The sequence below is a fragment of the Gilliamella sp. B2824 genome (assembly GCF_026536245.1).
Taxonomy (GTDB): domain Bacteria; phylum Pseudomonadota; class Gammaproteobacteria; order Enterobacterales; family Orbaceae; genus Gilliamella.
Map to the genome: position 1 here is coordinate 254401 of NZ_JAFNON010000001.1, position 19022 is coordinate 273422.

The 19022-nt window shown below is 35.0% G+C and carries 20 protein-coding genes; 13 read left to right on the forward strand and 7 right to left on the reverse strand.

The window, feature by feature from the left end:
* Positions 1 to 125: 125 nt before the first annotated feature.
* Positions 126 to 1481 (reverse strand): outer membrane channel protein TolC, encoded by a 1356-nt coding sequence (gene tolC, locus J3U56_RS01170; protein WP_267333274.1) that lies wholly within the window; start codon positions 1479 to 1481, stop codon positions 126 to 128.
* 139 nt (positions 1482 to 1620) lie between these two features.
* Between tolC and nudF the strand changes: the two genes are divergently transcribed.
* Together nudF and cpdA are read left to right on the forward strand one after the other, a co-directional pair.
* Complete coding sequence (nudF, locus tag J3U56_RS01175; RefSeq protein WP_267333275.1) at positions 1621 to 2250, forward strand: ADP-ribose diphosphatase; 630 nt, start codon at positions 1621 to 1623, stop codon at positions 2248 to 2250.
* Positions 2251 to 2418: 168 nt separating this feature from the next.
* Positions 2419 to 3249, forward strand: coding sequence for a 3',5'-cyclic-AMP phosphodiesterase (cpdA, locus tag J3U56_RS01180; protein WP_267333276.1), 831 nt, complete (start codon positions 2419 to 2421; stop codon positions 3247 to 3249).
* Positions 3250 to 3272: 23 nt separating this feature from the next.
* Here cpdA and cls read toward each other — a convergent pair whose 3' ends face one another.
* From cls to fldA, 5 genes are all read right to left on the reverse strand, one after another.
* Positions 3273 to 4736, reverse strand: a complete 1464-nt coding sequence (gene cls, locus J3U56_RS01185; RefSeq protein WP_267366400.1) for a cardiolipin synthase — start codon at positions 4734 to 4736, stop codon at positions 3273 to 3275.
* Between the two features lie 5 nt (positions 4737 to 4741).
* Positions 4742 to 5200 carry an acyl-CoA thioester hydrolase YciA gene (gene yciA / locus J3U56_RS01190; protein ID WP_065634304.1) on the reverse strand — a complete coding sequence of 153 codons (459 nt, stop codon included), beginning with the start codon at positions 5198 to 5200 and terminating at the stop codon, positions 4742 to 4744.
* 24 nt (positions 5201 to 5224) lie between these two features.
* A complete protein-coding gene (locus tag J3U56_RS01195; RefSeq protein WP_267333278.1) occupies positions 5225 to 5767 on the reverse strand; it encodes an inner membrane-spanning protein YciB in 543 nt (180 codons plus the stop codon).
* 72 nt (positions 5768 to 5839) lie between these two features.
* Positions 5840 to 6298 carry a ferric iron uptake transcriptional regulator gene (gene fur / locus J3U56_RS01200; RefSeq protein ID WP_267333279.1) on the reverse strand — a complete coding sequence of 153 codons (459 nt, stop codon included), beginning with the start codon at positions 6296 to 6298 and terminating at the stop codon, positions 5840 to 5842.
* Between the two features lie 78 nt (positions 6299 to 6376).
* Positions 6377 to 6889, reverse strand: coding sequence for a flavodoxin FldA (fldA, locus tag J3U56_RS01205; protein ID WP_267333280.1), 513 nt, complete (start codon positions 6887 to 6889; stop codon positions 6377 to 6379).
* A gap of 178 nt (positions 6890 to 7067) precedes the next feature.
* Here fldA and sucC point away from each other — a divergent pair, with 178 nt between their 5' ends.
* The 11 genes from sucC to hslU all read left to right on the forward strand — a co-directional run bounded on the left by sucC (position 7068) and on the right by hslU (position 17035).
* On the forward strand, positions 7068 to 8237 hold the full coding sequence (gene sucC / locus J3U56_RS01210; protein WP_267366402.1) for an ADP-forming succinate--CoA ligase subunit beta: 1170 nt from the start codon (positions 7068 to 7070) through the stop codon (positions 8235 to 8237).
* A 25-nt stretch (positions 8238 to 8262) separates the two neighbouring features.
* Positions 8263 to 9147, forward strand: a complete 885-nt coding sequence (gene sucD / locus J3U56_RS01215) for a succinate--CoA ligase subunit alpha (RefSeq protein ID WP_267366404.1) — start codon at positions 8263 to 8265, stop codon at positions 9145 to 9147.
* 98 nt (positions 9148 to 9245) lie between these two features.
* Entirely contained in the window at positions 9246 to 10817 is a 1572-nt protein-coding gene (locus J3U56_RS01220) for a cytochrome ubiquinol oxidase subunit I (RefSeq protein WP_267366406.1), read from the forward strand.
* Positions 10818 to 10836: 19 nt separating this feature from the next.
* Positions 10837 to 11973 (forward strand): cytochrome d ubiquinol oxidase subunit II, encoded by a 1137-nt coding sequence (cydB, locus tag J3U56_RS01225; RefSeq protein ID WP_267333283.1) that lies wholly within the window; start codon positions 10837 to 10839, stop codon positions 11971 to 11973.
* Positions 11974 to 11982: 9 nt separating this feature from the next.
* On the forward strand, positions 11983 to 12093 hold the full coding sequence (locus tag J3U56_RS01230) for a cytochrome bd oxidase small subunit, CydX/CbdX family (RefSeq protein ID WP_141671549.1): 111 nt from the start codon (positions 11983 to 11985) through the stop codon (positions 12091 to 12093).
* A gap of 185 nt (positions 12094 to 12278) precedes the next feature.
* The gene (gene ybgC, locus J3U56_RS01235) at positions 12279 to 12674 is read left to right on the forward strand and encodes a tol-pal system-associated acyl-CoA thioesterase (RefSeq protein WP_267333285.1); all 396 of its coding nucleotides are present in this window, start codon (positions 12279 to 12281) and stop codon (positions 12672 to 12674) included.
* Positions 12675 to 13355 (forward strand): protein TolQ, encoded by a 681-nt coding sequence (gene tolQ / locus J3U56_RS01240; RefSeq protein ID WP_267333286.1) that lies wholly within the window; start codon positions 12675 to 12677, stop codon positions 13353 to 13355.
* Positions 13356 to 13361: 6 nt separating this feature from the next.
* Positions 13362 to 13781 carry a colicin uptake protein TolR gene (gene tolR, locus J3U56_RS01245; RefSeq protein WP_065634314.1) on the forward strand — a complete coding sequence of 140 codons (420 nt, stop codon included), beginning with the start codon at positions 13362 to 13364 and terminating at the stop codon, positions 13779 to 13781.
* Between the two features lie 32 nt (positions 13782 to 13813).
* Positions 13814 to 15013 (forward strand): cell envelope integrity protein TolA, encoded by a 1200-nt coding sequence (gene tolA / locus J3U56_RS01250; protein ID WP_267366408.1) that lies wholly within the window; start codon positions 13814 to 13816, stop codon positions 15011 to 15013.
* Between the two features lie 139 nt (positions 15014 to 15152).
* Positions 15153 to 15680 (forward strand): ATP-dependent protease subunit HslV, encoded by a 528-nt coding sequence (gene hslV / locus J3U56_RS01255; RefSeq protein ID WP_065556332.1) that lies wholly within the window; start codon positions 15153 to 15155, stop codon positions 15678 to 15680.
* Between the two features lie 26 nt (positions 15681 to 15706).
* Positions 15707 to 17035, forward strand: coding sequence for an HslU--HslV peptidase ATPase subunit (gene hslU, locus J3U56_RS01260; RefSeq protein ID WP_267333288.1), 1329 nt, complete (start codon positions 15707 to 15709; stop codon positions 17033 to 17035).
* A gap of 72 nt (positions 17036 to 17107) precedes the next feature.
* On the opposite strand, the gene asmA is transcribed toward hslU, so the two are convergent.
* The gene (gene asmA / locus J3U56_RS01265) at positions 17108 to 18997 is read right to left on the reverse strand and encodes an outer membrane assembly protein AsmA (RefSeq protein ID WP_267343578.1); all 1890 of its coding nucleotides are present in this window, start codon (positions 18995 to 18997) and stop codon (positions 17108 to 17110) included.
* Between the last annotated feature and the right edge of the window lie 25 nt (positions 18998 to 19022).

A 19022-nucleotide genomic window follows, 5' to 3' on the forward strand; every position in this document is an offset into this window, starting at 1 on the left:
AAGCATATTGGTCAATATGCCTGAGTGTAAGTGAGATAATATAATAACTAGCTAAAGTATCGATAACTAAAAAGGCGACTCAGTCGCCTTTTTAGTTAATAGTTTAAATCCATTTAAACTACTATTTATTTAATTGTTACTGTTGTGCTTAACTCTTTTCCTAACATATTGTTAAGGTAAACTAAGTCATCAGCAGTTAATGTTCCAACTGCATACTTCAGCTGTAATAAACTCGTTAAATAAGTATATTTAGCATCAGATAAGTTGCGCTTAGAGCTATATAGCTGAGTTGTGGCATTTAATACATCAACAATAGTACGTGTTCCAACTTGATATCCCGATGTGGTTGCTTCTAATGAACTTTCCGCAGAGACAACCGCTTGTTGGTAAGCTTTGATTGCACTGATAGATGACGAAATATTGTTGTAAGAAGAACGAACTTGATTAATCACGCTACGATTGGTGCTTTCAAGTTTTTCACTAAAACTGACAAAGTTGTGTTGCGCTTGTTCAACTTGAGACATGGTTGCACCGCCCGAGAAGATTGGCATACTAACACTCACGCCAACATAGTTACTGCCTGAATAACTTTTACCATTACGGGCAGCAGGTGTGCCAGCAGAACTGTAATTACCATATCGGTCGGTTTTATTAAGATTTGTCGATGCATCAACACTTGCTGTTGGCATATAACCAGATTGTGCTAACTTGATTTGATCGCGTGCGATATCTTGATTTAATTTCATTGTTAATAAATTCAGATTTGATGTTTCTGATTGTTTTAACAAAGCACCGATTTGAGTTGGCATTTCAGTTTTGAACGTATTGGTATTAATACTTGCTAATTGGGAATAAAAACGACCGCTGACTTGCCGTAAATCTTCAATGGCGTTATTTAAATCATTTAATGCATTAACTTGTTGTGCAACGGTTAAATCATAATTAGCTTTGGCATTTTGTACATCTGTAATAGCCACTAAACCCACTTGATGTTGTTGCTGGGTTTGTTCTAATTGACGACCAATGGCTTTTTTCTGAGCTTCGATAAAGCTCAATGCATCAAGCGCTTTTAGCACATTAAAATAAGCAACTGAAGTATTTAAAATTAATGTTTGCCCTTGATATTGGTAAGTGATATCAGCAATACTTGCTTGTTTTTTTGTGATATCTAAATTTTTCCAATTAGCAAAATTGAATAGGCTTTGTGATAAAGTGACTTGATATAAATTACCACTTTTGCTTTTTTGTCCACTAGTATCACGACGACCATGTGTTACACCATAAGAAGCACTTAACCCAACTTGTGGTAATAAACTTGCTCGAGAGCCTGAAATTGCTGAATAAGCTTTGTCTTTATCGGCTAATGAACTTCGTAGATCTGGGTTCGTTTCTTTGGCTTGTTCATATACCTGAACCAAATTTTCAGCAAAAACTGCTTGGCTTAATGTTAAGCCGATTAGAAAAGTTAGCGTTTTTTTCATCAATTATCTCTTTAAGAAACATTAAAATATAATAGTACGTTGATTTAAGTGATTTTAACAGATAATTAGCATATAGTAAGCATAGTTTATGTAACATTCGCACTTTTTATTAAAATTTAGCTTAAAATTGAGAAACAATATGAAAATTATCAATAATCCTGTCCATTTTAACAAAAACGATGTGTTCAATCTAACCAAACGAGTTTTGTATAAAGGGTTTTTTTCATTACTTGAATATCGTTTTCAATACCGTAAATTCGATGGTTCAGTTAGTGAATTTGTCACTAGAGAAATTTTAGAACGTGGGCACGCTGTTGTGTTATTAGCTTATGATGCTAAACGTGATGAAGTGGTTTTAATTGAACAAATTCGTATCGCCGCTATTGAAACTCAAGATACTCCATGGATGTTAGAGCTGATTGCCGGCATGATGGATCATGAAAATGAATCTTGTGAAGATGTTGCAAGACGCGAAGCTATGGAAGAAGCAGGGATCAAAGTTGGTCGTTGTATGCCAATTACAAGTTATCTGGCTTCACCTGGTGGTCTAACTGAAAAATTGCATATTTTGGTTGGTGAGGTTGATTCAACGACAGCAAAAGGTGTTCATGGATTAGCTGAAGAAAACGAAGATATCAAAGTGCATGTAGTGAGCAGAGAACAAGCTTACCAATGGGTCGAAGACGGTTTAATTAATAATGCAGCTTCAATTATTGCCCTACAGTGGTTACAACTTAATCATCATCGATTAAAAAATGAGTGGATGTAATGAGTATTGCCGATCACATTTAATTATTTCTTCCATTAAAATGTGATCTATTTTACACTTTAATATAACGCTTGGATTTATAATAAAAATTATATCACTTGCTACACCCCTAGATTTTGCTATTTCCGTCATTAACTGTAATGTATTAATGAATAATTGAGGTGAATTTTGGAATCACTTTTACAGCTTCCAACACAAAATAAACAACACGCCAAAATATTACAAATTACCGATATGCATCTTTTTGCCGATGACAGCAGTGTATTACTTGGTGTAAATTCAAATGCAAGTTTTTTAGCAGTGTTAGATGAAATAAAAAGCGCCAAAAGAAAGTATGATTTAATTGTGGCAACTGGCGATTTTGTACAAGATGGATCCAAACATGCTTATCAACGTTTTGCAGAGCAAATTATAAGTTTAAAAACGCCTTGTGTGTGGTTAGCTGGCAATCATGATAACTATAGCTATATGCAGTCTGTTTTTGCCCATTATGATTTAGCTGATAATAAGGTGGTATTACTTGGCGATAAATGGATAATCATTCTTCTTAATAGCCAAGTTGAAGGGCAAGCTTACGGCTTTTTAAGCAATATAGAGCTTGAATTTTTACAACATACTTTAGCCAAATATCCAGATAAGAATGCATTAGTTTTTCTGCATCATCACCCTATATCCTCCAGTTGTCATTGGCTTGATCAACATATTTTAAAAAATAGTTGTCAATTGGAGCAAATTGTCCAAGGTCACCAACAAATAAAAGGGGTGGGATGGGGACATATTCATCAAGAGCAAGATCATTTATGGCATCACTGCTTAGCGTTTTCAACGCCATCAACTTGTGTTCAATTTAAACCAAATAGCTATGATTTTCAGTTAGCAGATAAAGATGCGCCAGGTTGGCGCGAAATTAAATTAAATGATAATGGTTCAATTGACACGTCTGTTTTTCGAATTTGTGATAATCGATTTGTACCGGATTTATCACAAAATGGCTATTAATTACTGTAATTAAATATCACCAATTACAGTAATGGAGCAAAAAAGTAAAAGAGCCGTTCAACGACGTGCTGCCAAATGGGTCGTTGTTTCCAAGTTTCGATATTAACTTCGTCTGATTGCGCTAAATATTTTTGTAAAAGGTTAGATAACGATTGGGCAAATTCAGCATCATCAATGACGGTGGTAATTTCAAAATTTAACCATAAACTGCGCATATCTAAATTTACAGTACCAACTAAGCTTAACTGGTTATCAATTAACACACTTTTTGTGTGCAATAAGTTATCATTAAACTGATATAGCTTTACACCACCATCGAGCAGTTCCGAAAAGAAAGCTCGGCTTGCCCATTTGACCATTAATGAATCATTCTTTTTAGGAACAATAATAATTACTTCAACCCCTCTTTGCGCAGCGGTACAAACTGCATGTAAAATATCATCGCTTGGTACTAAATAGGGTGTGGTGAAAATAATTTGCTCTTGTGCTGAATAAATAGCAGTGAGTAACACCTGATGGATCATGTTTTCCATATAACCAGGACCAGAAGCAATAAGTTGCATGATATGCTTTTTCTCTTCTGGTGGTTCTGCAAAGTCAGTAATTTGCGGTAAGGCTAAATCGGTACCGGTTTCTAATTCCCAATCACTAGCATAAATTGCACCCATTAAGGTGGTGACAGGTCCACGCATTCTTACCATAACATCGACCCATTCACCAACATGCTTATTTTGTTTAAAAAAGCGTGGATCGACGATATTCATACTACCTGTATATGAAATATAATTGTCAATAATAGCCACTTTACGATGTTGGCGCAGATCGAGCCGTCTAAACATAAAGCGCAATAAATTAACTTTAAGCGCTTCAACTATTATAATACCAGCTGCTCGCATTCTTTTGCTTGCGTTAGTTTTAAGAAAATGGCGACTACCTGCTGAATCAACCATTAACCGACATGTTACCCCTCTTTTGGTGGCCGAAATCAGTGCGCTTTCAACATCATCTGCTCGACCGCCTTCGTTCCAAATATAAAAAACCATTTCAATATTAGACGTGGCTTGATTAATGTCTTCAATGAGTTTATCAAATATGGTATTGGTGTCACTAAGCAGCTCGATATGGTTACCGTTTATACCATCCAGTCCGGTCTGGTGTTTACAAAGTTGGAAAATGGGTTTACTGACTTGGCTAACTTTGGTGGTAAAAATATCAGAAAATACACTAATTCGATTGATAAAATTAGCAATGATTGGCCGCATTTTTTGCGCACGTTTAACGCGTTGTTGACCTAAGTGTGCTTCACCAAGTGAAAAATAAAGAATAATCCCAACGATAGGTAAGATGTAAATGACCAACATCCAAGCAATGACATAAGTTGTTGGTCTACGCTTAAACACTATCCGTAAAGTTACTGCAACGATTATCAACCAATAAACGAAGAAGATTAATGAACTAATTAAGGCATGAAATGAAGTATATTGCATATTAGTTAACTATTGCTTAAGTTTAATTGACTAATGGGATCTTTGCTACAATCATAATGCTGAAAAATTTCAGGTAATGGCTTAGGATTGTTATGTTTATCAACTGATACATAAGTAAATACTGCGTCAGTAATACAAAAACGTTGAGGGGTGTCTGATGTGTCGAGTACTTTTTTTACCCAAACCTCAATGCCAATCGTGATTGAGGTTTTACCTGTTTTAATACAATGAGCATAACAACAGACAACATCGCCAACCATTGCCGGTTTATAAAATGTGATACTACTTGCATTGACTGTTACTACACGGTTTCTGGCGATCTCTTTTGATAAAATTCCGCCAGCTAGATCCATTTGTGACATAATCCAACCACCAAAAATATGGCCATGTGGGTTTGTGTCAGCAGGCATCGCAAGTGTTCTTAATACCAATTGTCCTTTAGGATTAGTTGTGTCTTGTTTCATGATGAAAGCCTTAGTTATAACATTTTACTCGGTACTAGCGTGTTTATTTAAATTTCGATAAATATAGATACCAGATATTAATGATAATAGTAAAGAGGCACCGGGTAAAATAAATACTTTGAAAATCCAAAAAAATTCATCAGGAGCATAATAAGTTGTGATTAAACTGATGACCCCACACGAAATGAAAAATATTATCCATAACAAATTTAGTCTGTTCCAGACAGCTAAGTTTAATTGTAACTCTTTACCAAGCATTTTCTGTAAAAGATTTTTTTTAAAAATAAATTGACTAATTAATAAAGCAGAAGCAAAGATAAAATTAATGATTGTCACTTTCCATTTAATGATATTGGGTTCACGAGTATATAATGTAAAACCACCAAAAATCATGATCATTAGGTAGGATAACAACTCTACTTTATCTATTTTTCGATAAATAACGAGAATAATAAGAAAAGCAATGGTTGCTGAGATCATGAGTGCTTGAACGCCAGCAAAAATATCATACATTGTTAAAAAGACAAAAAAGAAAATCAGTGGAATAAAATTCAAAAGTTGTTTCATGTAATTATTAACCTGATAGATGAGATACTTATTAAGAGTTAAATAAGAAAAAAAGCCTATTAATAATAGGCCTTATTTTTTGGTATGAAGTTCGGGATGTGCTTTACAATTTCCTGATTGGCAATGACCGTAAAGATACAAACTATGGAACGTTAACTTAACGCCATATTGTTCGGCAATTTCTTTTTGTCTGGTATTAATAATTTCATCACGAAATTCAAATACTTCGCCACAATCTAAACATATTAAATGATCATGGTGTTTTTGAGTTGATAGCTCAAAAACCGCTCGTCCACCTTCAAAATTATGACGTGTAACAATACCCGCATCATCAAATTGATTTAAAACACGGTAAACTGTGGCAAGTCCAATTTCTTCACCCATATCAAGTAACTTTTTATAAAGATCTTCGACTGTGATATGTTGACATGAAGGATCACGCAATAACTCTAAAATTTTTAATCTTGGTAAAGTAACTTTCAAACCTGCGCTTTTTAGTGCAGCGTTATTATCGTTATCATGATTTGTCATATTGCATTCCAGTTTAGTTAATTAATCAGTTATATTATAAGACTATGTACGGAAAATAAAATAAATCACTTTGATAGATTAAATATTCATTTCGCTTTTGACTTGATTTACCCACGTAGCGATGCGTTGTTCTGTCAATTCTGGTTGGCGATCTTCATCAATTGCTAATCCAATAAAATGGTTATCGTCAACTAAACTTTTAGATGCTTCAAAGTTGTATCCATCAGTTGACCAATGCCCAACAATTTTGGCACCTTTCGGTTCAATAATATCGCGTATAGTTCCCATTGCATCACAAAAATATTCGGCATAATCTTCTTGATCACCACAACCGAAAATAGCAACCGTTTTACCATTAAAATCAATTTGCTCTAGATTAGGAAAAAAATCATCCCAATCTGCTTGTGATTCACCATAATACCAAGTCGGAATGCCGAAAAAAAGATAATCATATTTTTCTATATGTTCTTTGGTGGTTTTAGCAATATCAAAAAGATCTGCTTGTTCACTTCCTAAAATAAGTTGGATTTGTTTAGCTACATTCTCTGTATTACCTGTATCACTACCAAAAAAAATACCGACGTTTGCCATATTTGTACCTTCACTGTTTTACAATATAAAAAATATTTTTTGAGTATATCATTGTCACCTGTTATCAGCAATAATTCTCAATTACCATCATCATACCATATTATTTGCTACACAATTGATTGATCTTGGATTAGAATTGTTGAAAATTTAATAATAACATAAGTTTTGGAATTTATTTATGAACCTGCACGAGTATCAATCAAAATATCTTTTTAAACAATATAATTTACCTGTTCCAGAAGGTTATGTTTGTAACTCAATTGATGAAGTACAAGATACCTTAGCTAAATTGGCGTCTCAAGCAGATATTCACGCTTGGGTGGCAAAGTGTCAGGTTCATGCTGGTGGTCGTGGTAAAGCAGGCGGCGTGATTTGTACACACGATTTTAATGAAATCAAACAGTTTGCAGAAAAGTGGCTGGGTAAGCATTTAGTGACTTATCAAACCACATCTAAAGGTCAACCGGTTAATCAAATTCTCATTGAAAAAGCGTCTAATATAGATAAAGAACTGTATTTAGGTGCAGTAATTGATAGAAGTTCTAAGCGCGTAGTTATTATGGCCTCTACAGAAGGTGGGGTGGATATTGAAAGTGTCGCTGAAAAATCACCCCATCTAATTCATAAAATTTCACTCGATCCTTTAACCGGACCTTGTGCGTATCAAGGTCGTGAACTTGCATTTAAATTGGGTTTATCCGGTAAACTAATTAATCAATTTGCTAAATTATTTGTCAATCTAGCTACACTTTTTTTAGAAAACGATGTGTCTTTAGCTGAAGTGAATCCTTTAGTGATTACCGATGCTCAAGAGCTGATTTGTTTAGATGCGAAAATTGTTATTGATGATAATGCGCTTTTTAGACATCCAAATTTAAATGTGCTAAGAGATACCACACAAGAAGATGAACGCGAATCAATTGCCGCCAAACAGGGAATTAGCTATGTATCTTTAGAAGGTAATATTGGCTGTATGGTTAATGGTGCTGGTCTTGCCATGGCTACGATGGATATTATCAAATTATATGGCGGTGAACCGGCTAACTTTTTAGATGTCGGTGGTGGCACGACTAAAGAGCGTGTATCTGAAGCATTCAAATTAATTTTATCTGATAAAAATGTTAAAGCAATTTTAGTCAATATCTTTGGTGGTATTGTTCGATGTGATTTAATTGCTGATGGAATTATTAGCGCAATAAAAGAAATAGGTCTTGCGGTTCCCGTTGTTGTCCGCCTTGAAGGTAATAATGCAGAGATTGCTCGAGATATATTAGCTGAAAGTCAGTTAAATATTATTACTGCAAAAAGTTTAATTGATGCTGCACAAAAAATAGTTGCTGTTGCATAATAAGAAAGAGTGGAGAACGGAAATTATGTCAATTTTAGTTAATAAAGATACCAAAGTTATTTGCCAAGGATTTACTGGCAGCCAAGGAACCTTTCATTCACAGCAAGCACTAGCCTATGGCACTAAATTAGTTGGTGGTGTAACACCAGGGAAAGGCGGAACTCAGCATTTAGGTTTACCCGTTTTTAATACCGTAAAAGAAGCAGTTGCAACTACGGGGGCGACTGCAAGTGTTATTTATGTACCAGCAGCATTTGGTAAAGATTCAATTTTAGAAGCAATTGATGCCGGCATTAAATTAATTGTCTGTATTACAGAAGGTATTCCAACCTTAGACATGTTAATAGTTAAAGAAAAACTAAAACTAAAACTAAAACAAACCGATACTGTCATGATTGGACCTAACTGCCCGGGAATTATTGTTCCTGATGAATGTAAAATAGGTATTATGCCGGGACACATTCATTTAGCCGGTAAAATAGGCATTGTTTCCCGTTCGGGTACTTTAACCTATGAAGCAGTTAAGCAAACTACCGACATAGGATTAGGTCAATCAGTTTGTGTCGGGATTGGTGGTGATCCTATTCCAGGTAGTGATTTTATTTCAATTTTAAAATTACTTGAGCAAGACCCTAAAACAGAAGCTATTGTTATGATTGGTGAGATTGGTGGTAGCGCAGAAGAGGAAGCCGCTGAGTATATTAAAAAACATGTCTCTAAACCTGTTATTGGTTATATTGCAGGGGTATCTGCACCATCAGGTAAACGTATGGGGCATGCTGGTGCAATTATTTCGGGTAATAAAGGCACTGCTGAAGAAAAAACCAGAACGCTACAAGCTGCCGGTATAACTGTTGTTAGTAGTTTGGCTGATATCGGTGATGTTGTAAAAAAACAATTTAATATGTAGTTTTTTGATATCCGTCAAATTATATTTTAAAATATTGATGTACAATATCGAACAATAACGATATTAATTTAGTGAGCATTTAGGAGTAGGGAGCAAATATGTTTGATATAGTTGAACTATCACGCCTCCAATTTGCACTTACTGCAATGTATCATTTCATCTTTGTACCATTAACGCTTGGTTTAGCGTTTTTGTTAGCAATTATGGAAACAGTATATGTTGTAAGTGGTAAGCAAGTTTGGAAAGATATGACCAAATTCTGGGGAAAACTCTTTGGTATTAATTTTGCCGTTGGTGTTGCCACAGGTTTGACAATGGAATTTCAGTTCGGCACGAACTGGTCATCTTACTCACACTATGTGGGGGATATTTTTGGTGCACCACTAGCTATTGAAGGTTTAATGGCATTTTTCCTAGAATCAACAATGGTTGGACTATTCTTTTTTGGTTGGGATAGATTAAGCCGAGGTAAGCACTTATTGGTTACTTGGTGCGTTGCTTTTGGTTCAAATCTTTCTGCATTGTGGATATTAGTGGCTAATGGTTGGATGCAATTCCCTGTTGGTTCTGAATTTAATCCTATCAATTCTAGAATGGAAATGGCGAACTTTTTTGAGTTAATTACCAATTCTGTTGCACAATATAAATTTGTTCATACTGTTGCAGCAGGTTATTTAACTGGTGCTATTTTTGTTTTAAGTATTAGTTCATACTATCTACTTAGAAAACGTGATGTTGCTTTTGCCAAACGTTCTTTTGCTGTGGCGGCAATGTTTGGTTTTATCATGTCGATTTTAGTTGCGTTTATGGGCGATGAAGCTGGTCACGAAATGACTACTGTTCAACCAACTAAACTCGCTGCGATTGAAGGTGAGTGGGAAACTCAACCTGCACCAGCATCATTTAATGTTATAGCTTTTCCTTCTCAAAAAAATAAAGAAAATTTATTCGCTATTGAGATTCCATATGTTATGGGCATTATGACAACACGTTCATTAGATACTCAAGTTATTGGTTTGAAAGACATCTTAAATACCAATGAAACTAAGATTCGTAATGGTGTTTTGGCCTATACAAACTTGGAAAAAATTCAAAAAGGTGATCAAGATCCTGCCGTATTAAAAGCTTTTGAAGATAATAAAGCTGATTTAGGTTATGGCTATTTGGTTAAACGCTTTACTGATCGTGATAATTTAACTATTCCTGAAGCAACAGAACAACATATTAAAGCTGCTGCTGAGGATTCTATTCCTACCGTTTGGCCGCTATTTTGGGCATTCCGTGGTATGGTTGGTCTAGGATTATTAATGATTCTTGGTACGGGTTTTGCTTTGTGGACCACTTATAAAAATAAAATTACAGAAAGACGCTGGTTACATCGTTTATTAATGTTGTTTTTACCATTCCCATGGCTTGCTTGTGAGTGTGGTTGGTTTGTTGCTGAATACGGTCGTCAACCTTGGGCTATTCAAGATATTTTACCAACAGGTGTAGCAAATTCGTCATTAACTCCAGGTGAAGTATTATTTACAATGATATTGATTTGTGGTCTTTATACCTTATTTTTAGTTGCTGAAATGTTTTTAATGTTTAAATTTGCACGTTTGGGACCGAGTTCTTTAGGTACAGGCAACTATCATTATGAAAAAACACAACCGGTAACAGAATAGGGCATAGGGAGTATACACAATGATTGATTACGAAATTGTACGCGTCATCTGGTGGGTGCTGATTAGCGTTGTTTTAATCGGTTTTGTTGTCACAGATGGATTCGATATGGGAGTAGGTATTTTACTACCATTTATCGGAAAAACTGATACAGAACGTCGTATTATGATAAATGCCATTGCCCCTCATTGGGATGGTAACCAAGTATGGTTAATTACTGGTGGAGCAGGTATATTTGCAGCTTGGCCAATGGCTTATGCTGCTTCATTTTCAGGTTTTTATATTGCGATGATATTAGTGTTATGTGCGCTATTTTTTAGACCAATTGGTTTTGATTATCGTAGTAAATTAGAAAATTCAAAATGGCGTAACTTATGGGATGGCGGTATCTTTGTTGGGAGTTTTGTTCCTGCATTGGTATTTGGCGTTGCATTTGGAAACTTACTAGAAGGTGTTCCGTTTAGATACGACAATACTTATCGTGTATTTTATGATGGTAACTTTTTCGGTTTGCTTAACCCATTTGCTCTATTAACAGGTGTCGTTAGTTTAATGTTAATAGTTGCTCATGGTGGAGCATGGTTGCAAATGAAAACCTCTGGTGAGCTTTATTTGCGCGCAAGGAAAGCAACTCAAGTGGCAAGTTTGATTTTAGTCATTGCTTTTGTTTTAGCTGGAGTTTGGGTAGCTTTTGGTATTCATGGATATGAAGTGACAAGTGTTATTGATCACAATGCTGCCTCTAATCCATTAGCGAAGACTGTATCGACCGATACATCATGGTTAACAAATTATATGAATTATCCAATTTTATGGTTAGTGCCTGTTTTAGGTGTCGTTTTGCCATTGTTAACTATTCTTTGTTCTGGTTTAAATAAAAACGCATTAGTTTTTATTTTATCGTCATTAACAATTGCTTGTGTATTATTTACTTATGCTATCGCAACATTCCCATTTATTATGCCATCAAGCATTATGCCAAATGCAAGTCTAACTATATGGGATGCAACATCAAGTCAATTAACACTTAATATTATGTTTGTAGTGGTATTAATCTTCTTACCAATAGTGCTTTTATATACTATCTGGTCATATATTAAAATGTTTGGACGACTTGATAAAAATCATATTGAAAATAATAAACATTCTCTTTATTAAGGAACAGATATGTATTATGTATTATGGTTTGTAGGCATTATTGCAGCTTGTATGTTATCTGCCGTTACTGGATTATGGGTAGAACATATTAGTAGTGATAAAGAGTCAAATAATCAGTAAGTTATTAGTATAGCGTTAATTAAAAAGGTGGCTTATCGTCACCTTTTTTTAATTTAAAAATTGTCACTATAATCGAATTAGTCACAAATGATAATTGTTTTCATTTAAGTAATTTTATATCATAGTGCGGCGAATTTTATATTTAGATATAATAACAACAAATTTTTTTTACGTGATATTTGAATATGAAACAATTTAATTGGAATGCAAGGGTTTATTATGAAGATACCGATGCAGGTGGAGTTGTCTATCATGCTCGGTATCTTGCTTTTTTCGAACGAGCTAGAACCGAAATGCTAAGACAACTCGATATTAGTCAACAAAAGTTATTACAAGAAGGTATTGCTTTTGTTGTAAAAAAGATGGATATTAGCTACCTCTTTCCAGCTCGTTTAGATGATATGCTGACAATTAGCAGTAGCATTGAGCAAGTTCGCAAGGCGTCTATTATCTTTAAACAGACTATTTTTAATCAAAACAAGCAAGCTATCAGTTCTGCTGATGTGATTATTGCGTGTGTAGATATGACTAAAATGAAGCCATGTGGGCTTCCTAAGTTATTAGTTTCGGAGTTTATATAAGTGGAAAATCTTAATATTATTGATTTGTTTTTACAAGCAGGTTTATTAGTACAATGTGTGATGATATTGTTACTGAGCTTTTCTGTTATGTCTTGGGCTATTATTTTTCAACGTAGTAAAATTTTAGGAAAAGCTAAAAAACAAGTTGATCAATTTGAAAATAGTTTTTGGGCATCTGATGAATTAAATGTTTTATTTGATAAAGCAAAATTCAATAAAGAAGATATCAGTGGTACAGAACATATTTTTTATTCGGGTTTTAAAGAGTTTTCTCGGCTATATCAAATTAATCCAAATATGTCAGAAGCGGCATTAGATGGTGCATCTCGCTCGATGCGATTAGCCATGAATCGTGAACTTGATAATTTAGAATTACATATTCCTTTTTTAGGAACGGTTGGTTCTATCAGTCCATATATTGGTTTATTTGGTACTGTTTGGGGAATTATGCACGCATTTATTTCATTAGGTGCAGTTAAACAAGCAACACTTCAAATGGTTGCACCTGGTATTGCAGAAGCATTGATTGCAACCGCTATAGGGCTATTTGCTGCTATTCCAGCAGTGTTGGCATATAATCGTTTATCATTAAGCGTCAGTAGAATAGAGCAAAGCTATTTAAACTTTATTGATGAATTTTCAGCTATTTTACAACGTCAAGCTGTTGCGGTTAGGAAGTAATTAATTATGAGCAGACGTTCACGTTATTCCACAAAATCTGAAATCAATATAGTTCCATTATTGGATGTACTATTGGTATTGGTATTGATTTTTATGGCAACTGCACCCATTATCAGTCAAAGTGTTGAAGTTGATTTACCTGAAGCGTCGGAATCAAAAACAGTTTCACCTTCAGATAATAAACCAATCATTATTGAAGTATCTGATGTTGGCGTTTACGCATTGATCATTGATCAAGATCGTCAATCAAATTTACCGCAAGAGCAAATTGTTGCCGAGGTTAAGCATCAAATTTCACTTAACGAAAAAGCTGTTTTTTTAGTTGGTGGTGCTAAAAATGTTCCTTACGAAGAAATTATAAAGGCGTTGAATTTATTACAATCTGCAGGCGTTAAATCTGTTGGATTGATGACTCAACCAATTTAATTAAACATAATAATACGTTAAAAATGTCAGCAATGTCTTATAAGCCAAATTCTAAATTAAGCGTACCAATTGTAATATCTATTTTATTGCATTTAATATTAATTATCATTCTTGGCTATAGAGCTATACAAGATGATAATGCTAACTATGGTAGTATTAATGGTCAATCTATCGATGCGATTATGGTTGATCCCTCGGTTATGACTGAACAATATCAAAGGCAATTACAAGCTCAAACCAGTCAACAAAAGGCGGATAAACAAAAACAACAACAATTAGAAAACCAGGCTAAAGAGTTACAAGAGAAGCAATTAGCTGAACAGCAACGGTTAAAAGATCTTGAAAAAGAGCGTTTAAAAATTGCTGAACAACAAAAACAGCAAGAGGCAGAAAAAGCCGCTGCTGAAAAGGCCGCAGCCGAGAAAGCTGCCGCTGAAAAGGCTGCAGCAGAAAAAGCCGCTGCTGATAAGGCCGCAGCCGAGAAAGCTGCCGCTGAAAAGGCTGCAGCAGAAAAAGCCGCTGCTGATAAGGCCGCAGCAGAAAAAGCTGCCGCTGAAAAGTCTGCAGCAGAAAAAGCCGCTGCAGAGAAGGCCGCCGCAGAAAAAGCTGCTGCTGAGAAGGCCGCTGCCGAGAAAGCTGCTGCTCAAAAGGCCGCCGCAGAAAAAGCTGCCGCTGAAAAGGCTGCAGCAGAAAAAGCTGCTGCTGAGAAGGCCGCAGCCGAGAAAGCCGCCGCTGAAAAGGCTGCGGCAGAGAAAGCCGCCGCTGAAAAGGCCGCAGCCGAGAAAGCTGCCGCAGAAAAAGCCGCAGCCGAGAAAGCCGCCGCCCAAAAAGCTGCGGCAGAGAAAGCTAAACAAGCTAAAAATGATAAAGCATTAAATGATCTGTTAGGTGGATTAACCTCATCAGGTGCGCCAAGTACTTCAAATGCTCAAGGAGCAACGGCTAGCCGTAAAGGTGTGTCGGATGGTGAATTAGACAAATATAAGTCATTAGTACAAAATGCAATAAGTAATAAATTTATTAATCCTCCTAATGTTTATAGTGGGCAACACTGTGTTTTGCAGATTCAAATTGCGCCCGATGGATTATTACTTAATGTCATTTCAAAAGGTGGGGATGATGCTTTATGCCGAGAAGCGCTTGCCGCTACCAAACTTGCGGTGATACCAAGACCTGCCAATAATCTGTATAATGAAGTAAAAAATATGACTCTTGAATTCCAACCAAAATAGCTTAATGTTCAAATTTTGATCTTCATAAAATAAATTTTCAACATCTTTCAGTCAAAGATGTTGAAAATGATTTAAACGTCCCAATATATTTTCTATTCATTCCAAATTTAGTTATTGTAAGTAAGAGAAGGAGCAGAATATGACAACAATAGTCAGTGTTCGCCGTGAAGGGCAAGTGGTTATTGGTGGTGATGGGCAAGTGACACTTGGTGAACGTATAATTATGAAAGGCAATGCCCGTAAAGTTCGTCGATTATATAATAACAAAGTAATTGCAGGATTTGCAGGCGGCACAGCTGATGCCTTTACGCTTTTTGAATTATTCGAACGAAAACTTGAAATGCATCAAGGTCATTTAACCAAGTCTGCAGTTGAGTTAGCGAAAGATTGGCGTACCGATAGGATGTTACGTAAATTAGAAGCATTGCTTGCTGTTGCCGATGAAAGTGCCTCATTAATTATTACTGGTACAGGTGATGTTATTCAACCAGAAGACGATTTGATTGCTATTGGTTCGGGAGGACCATATGCTCAAGCGGCAGCACGTGCGCTACTGGATAATACTTCATTATCTGCACATGATATTGTGCAAAAGTCATTATCAATAGCGGGAGATATTTGTGTATATACCAATAACTTCCAAACAATTGAAGAACTCAATTATTAATTAAACCGATTTAAGAGAAAATTATTATGTCTGAGATGACTCCTCGCGAAATAGTAAGCGAATTAAACCAACATATCATTGGTCAAGATAAAGCGAAACGTTCTGTTGCTATTGCATTGCGTAATCGTTGGCGTCGTATGCAGCTTGATGAAGCGTTACGCCATGAAGTAACACCCAAAAATATATTAATGATTGGACCAACAGGGGTAGGTAAAACCGAAATCGCCAGAAGATTAGCGAAATTAGCACGTGCTCCATTTATCAAAGTCGAAGCAACAAAATTTACAGAAGTCGGTTATGTTGGTAAAGAGGTTGACTCTATTATTCGAGATTTAACCGATTCCGCTGTCAAAATGATTCGTCAAGAAGCAATAGAAAAAAATCGCAATCGTGCACAAGAGTTAGCTGAAGAACGTATTTTAGATGTACTGGTCCCACCAGCGAAAGATGGATGGGGACAGGTTGAAAATAATAACGATTCAACAGCTAGACAAGCTTTTCGAAAAAAACTCCGTGAAGGTGCACTTGATGATAAAGAGATTGAAATTGAAGTAGCCGGCGTTAATATTGGTGTCGAAATCATGGCACCTCCGGGTATGGAAGAAATGACGAATCAATTACAATCGATGTTTCAAAATTTAGGTGGTCAAAAAACAAAACCACGTAAAATGAAAATTAAAGATGCATTTAAACAGTTAATTGAAGAAGAAGCTGCTAAACTTGTAAATCCTGAAGAACTTAAACATCAAGCCATTGAAGCTGTTGAACAAAATGGTATTGTGTTTATTGACGAAATTGATAAAGTTTGTAAGCGTGGTAATTCTTCTGGTCCTGATGTGTCTCGTGAAGGGGTGCAACGTGATTTATTACCTTTAGTTGAAGGATGCACGGTATCAACTAAGCATGGTTCAGTAAAAACTGATCATATTTTATTTATCGCTTCTGGTGCATTCCAAACAGCAAGCCCATCAGATTTAATACCGGAACTTCAAGGGCGTTTACCAATTCGAGTTGAATTACAAGCATTAACCAGTGAAGATTTTGAGCGTATTTTAACTGAGCCAAATGCATCACTCACTGTACAATATAAAGCACTTATGGCAACAGAAGGTGTGAATATTGATTTTACCACAGATGGGATACGTAAAATAGCGGAGTCTGCTTGGCAAGTAAATGAGCAAAATGAAAATATTGGTGCTCGTCGATTACATACCGTGCTTGAACGTTTAATGGAAGAAGTTTCGTTTGAAGCGAGTGAACTTAATGGGCAAACAGTTACAATTGATGCTAAGTATGTTGGTGAGCATTTAGATAAACTCGTTGCAGATGAAGATCTAAGCAAGTTTATTTTGTAGTTTTATTTTTAACTGGTAAACAAAAAAGGTGAGTATATTACTCACCTTTTTTATTATTCATTTGTCTTATTTTTATTTAGTTAGTAAACCTTCTAAAAGATCTACTGCTTTTTGTTTAGAATTTGATTTAGAGTCATCTTTTGAATTACGTCCTTCAAGTTTATTGCGTAATTTATCTAACTTGTCTTGCAACTTATCACTAAATAAATCCTTAATGACTTGTTCTAAATCAATTTGGTAATGAAGATTAGCAAATTGCCCATAAATATGTAACGGTATAGTTAGCTTTTGTAGTTTTGCAATGGTATCGTTTTTACCATTCCAGCCACCTAAAAGTTTAATGTTTAAATTCACATCTAAATCTTTTTGAGTCATACCAACTCTGCCTGAGCCAGAGGTGACATCGAGTGTTTGAGAATTGGCTCCTAACGTTGTTAGCTCTAAATTACCATTGCTTAAATAGCCATTAGCTGTGATATTAGAAAATTCAGTATAGTTTTTTTGATTTTCTGGATTAGATATATCTTTGGTATATTTTGCTGCTGCAGTTTGAATAATATTATTGATATTAATATTATTTAATCTGGCATTGGTCACATTGATTGCTACGTTACCCTTTATACTTTCTAAGAGTCGATTACCTATTAATGTATTCGCTTCTAAATCACCATTTGCATTAAATGATCCTTGCAAATCATTAGGTGTTTCTATTTGGGTAAAGAACGTATTAAGATCAACATTACTAATTTTAGGACTCAATTTAATTAGTGTATTTTTTTGCTTACCATTTGCGATACCTGTTGCCATTACATGGCCTTTAGCAAAGTCAAAATTGATATCATGAAAGGTGGCTACACCATCATTATTGACCATATTTACATTGATATTATTCAATATAATGTTATTAGCATCTAATTGTTTTAAATTGAGTTTAAGTTTAGCATTGAAGCTATTAAGAAAATTGAGTTCGTTCTCAATTTTTTCAATGTTTGATACCACAGGAGGTGTTTGTTGTATAGTGATATTGTCGTTTACTTTTTTATCATTGGTTAAAAATGTCGATAGGTTCAATTTATCCGAGCTAAGCTGCAGATCAATATCAGGTTTGTTGTCTAAATTAGCAGTAAATGCACCATTAAAATTGTTTTCATTGATTGAAAAAGATAAATTTTTACTACTTAATTGCATTGGATTCGTTTGTTGATAATTAAATAATCCATTGATATTGCCTTTTAGAGCTTTAAACGATGAGGTAATGCCTTTATAAGAATATTCAAATTTCTTCAAATCAATAATTGCGCTATTAGGATATTGGGTTAAATCTACATCAGCATTAGCAGCATAATAAAGATCTTGTTGATTACGATCAACATTGCCTTTTACATCAATTGTCATTTTTTTATCTGATTTTTGCTCGATCGCTAAGTTAATATTGCGAAAGTTAATCAAATCATCTTTGTGTTGAATGACAACAGTACTATCAGTGACTTCAAGTTTGTTTAATGTAAACGCCCAATTTGATGGTTTTGCAGCTTGTTTAGTTTGTGATATTTCACCGTTAGATGTGTTTGGCTTGTTAGCTTCTTTGTTGTCAAAAACCAATCCTTTACTTTCATCGGTAATATTAATAATAGCCGATTTTATAAATACATTTTTGACAGTCAATTTTTTAGAAAACAGTGGGAACAACTCCACATCTAAACGCATATTATCTGCTGTTAGAATGGGTTTTTTAGCATCTTGATCAGAAAGCTTAACCGAATCAGTTAATATACTGACTTGTGGCCAAATGTGCCAACGTAAATTTCCTTCGATAGTTAATTCATAGCCTGTTTTATCTTTGACGGTATCGGTTATAAATCCTCGAAAATTATTGGGGTCAACAAAAACGATTAATGAAACAATGCCGATTGAAATAATGAGGATTAAAATTAAAAGCGTAACCAATATTTTTTTGATCATATTAATGTTCCTTTAGAATATAAGC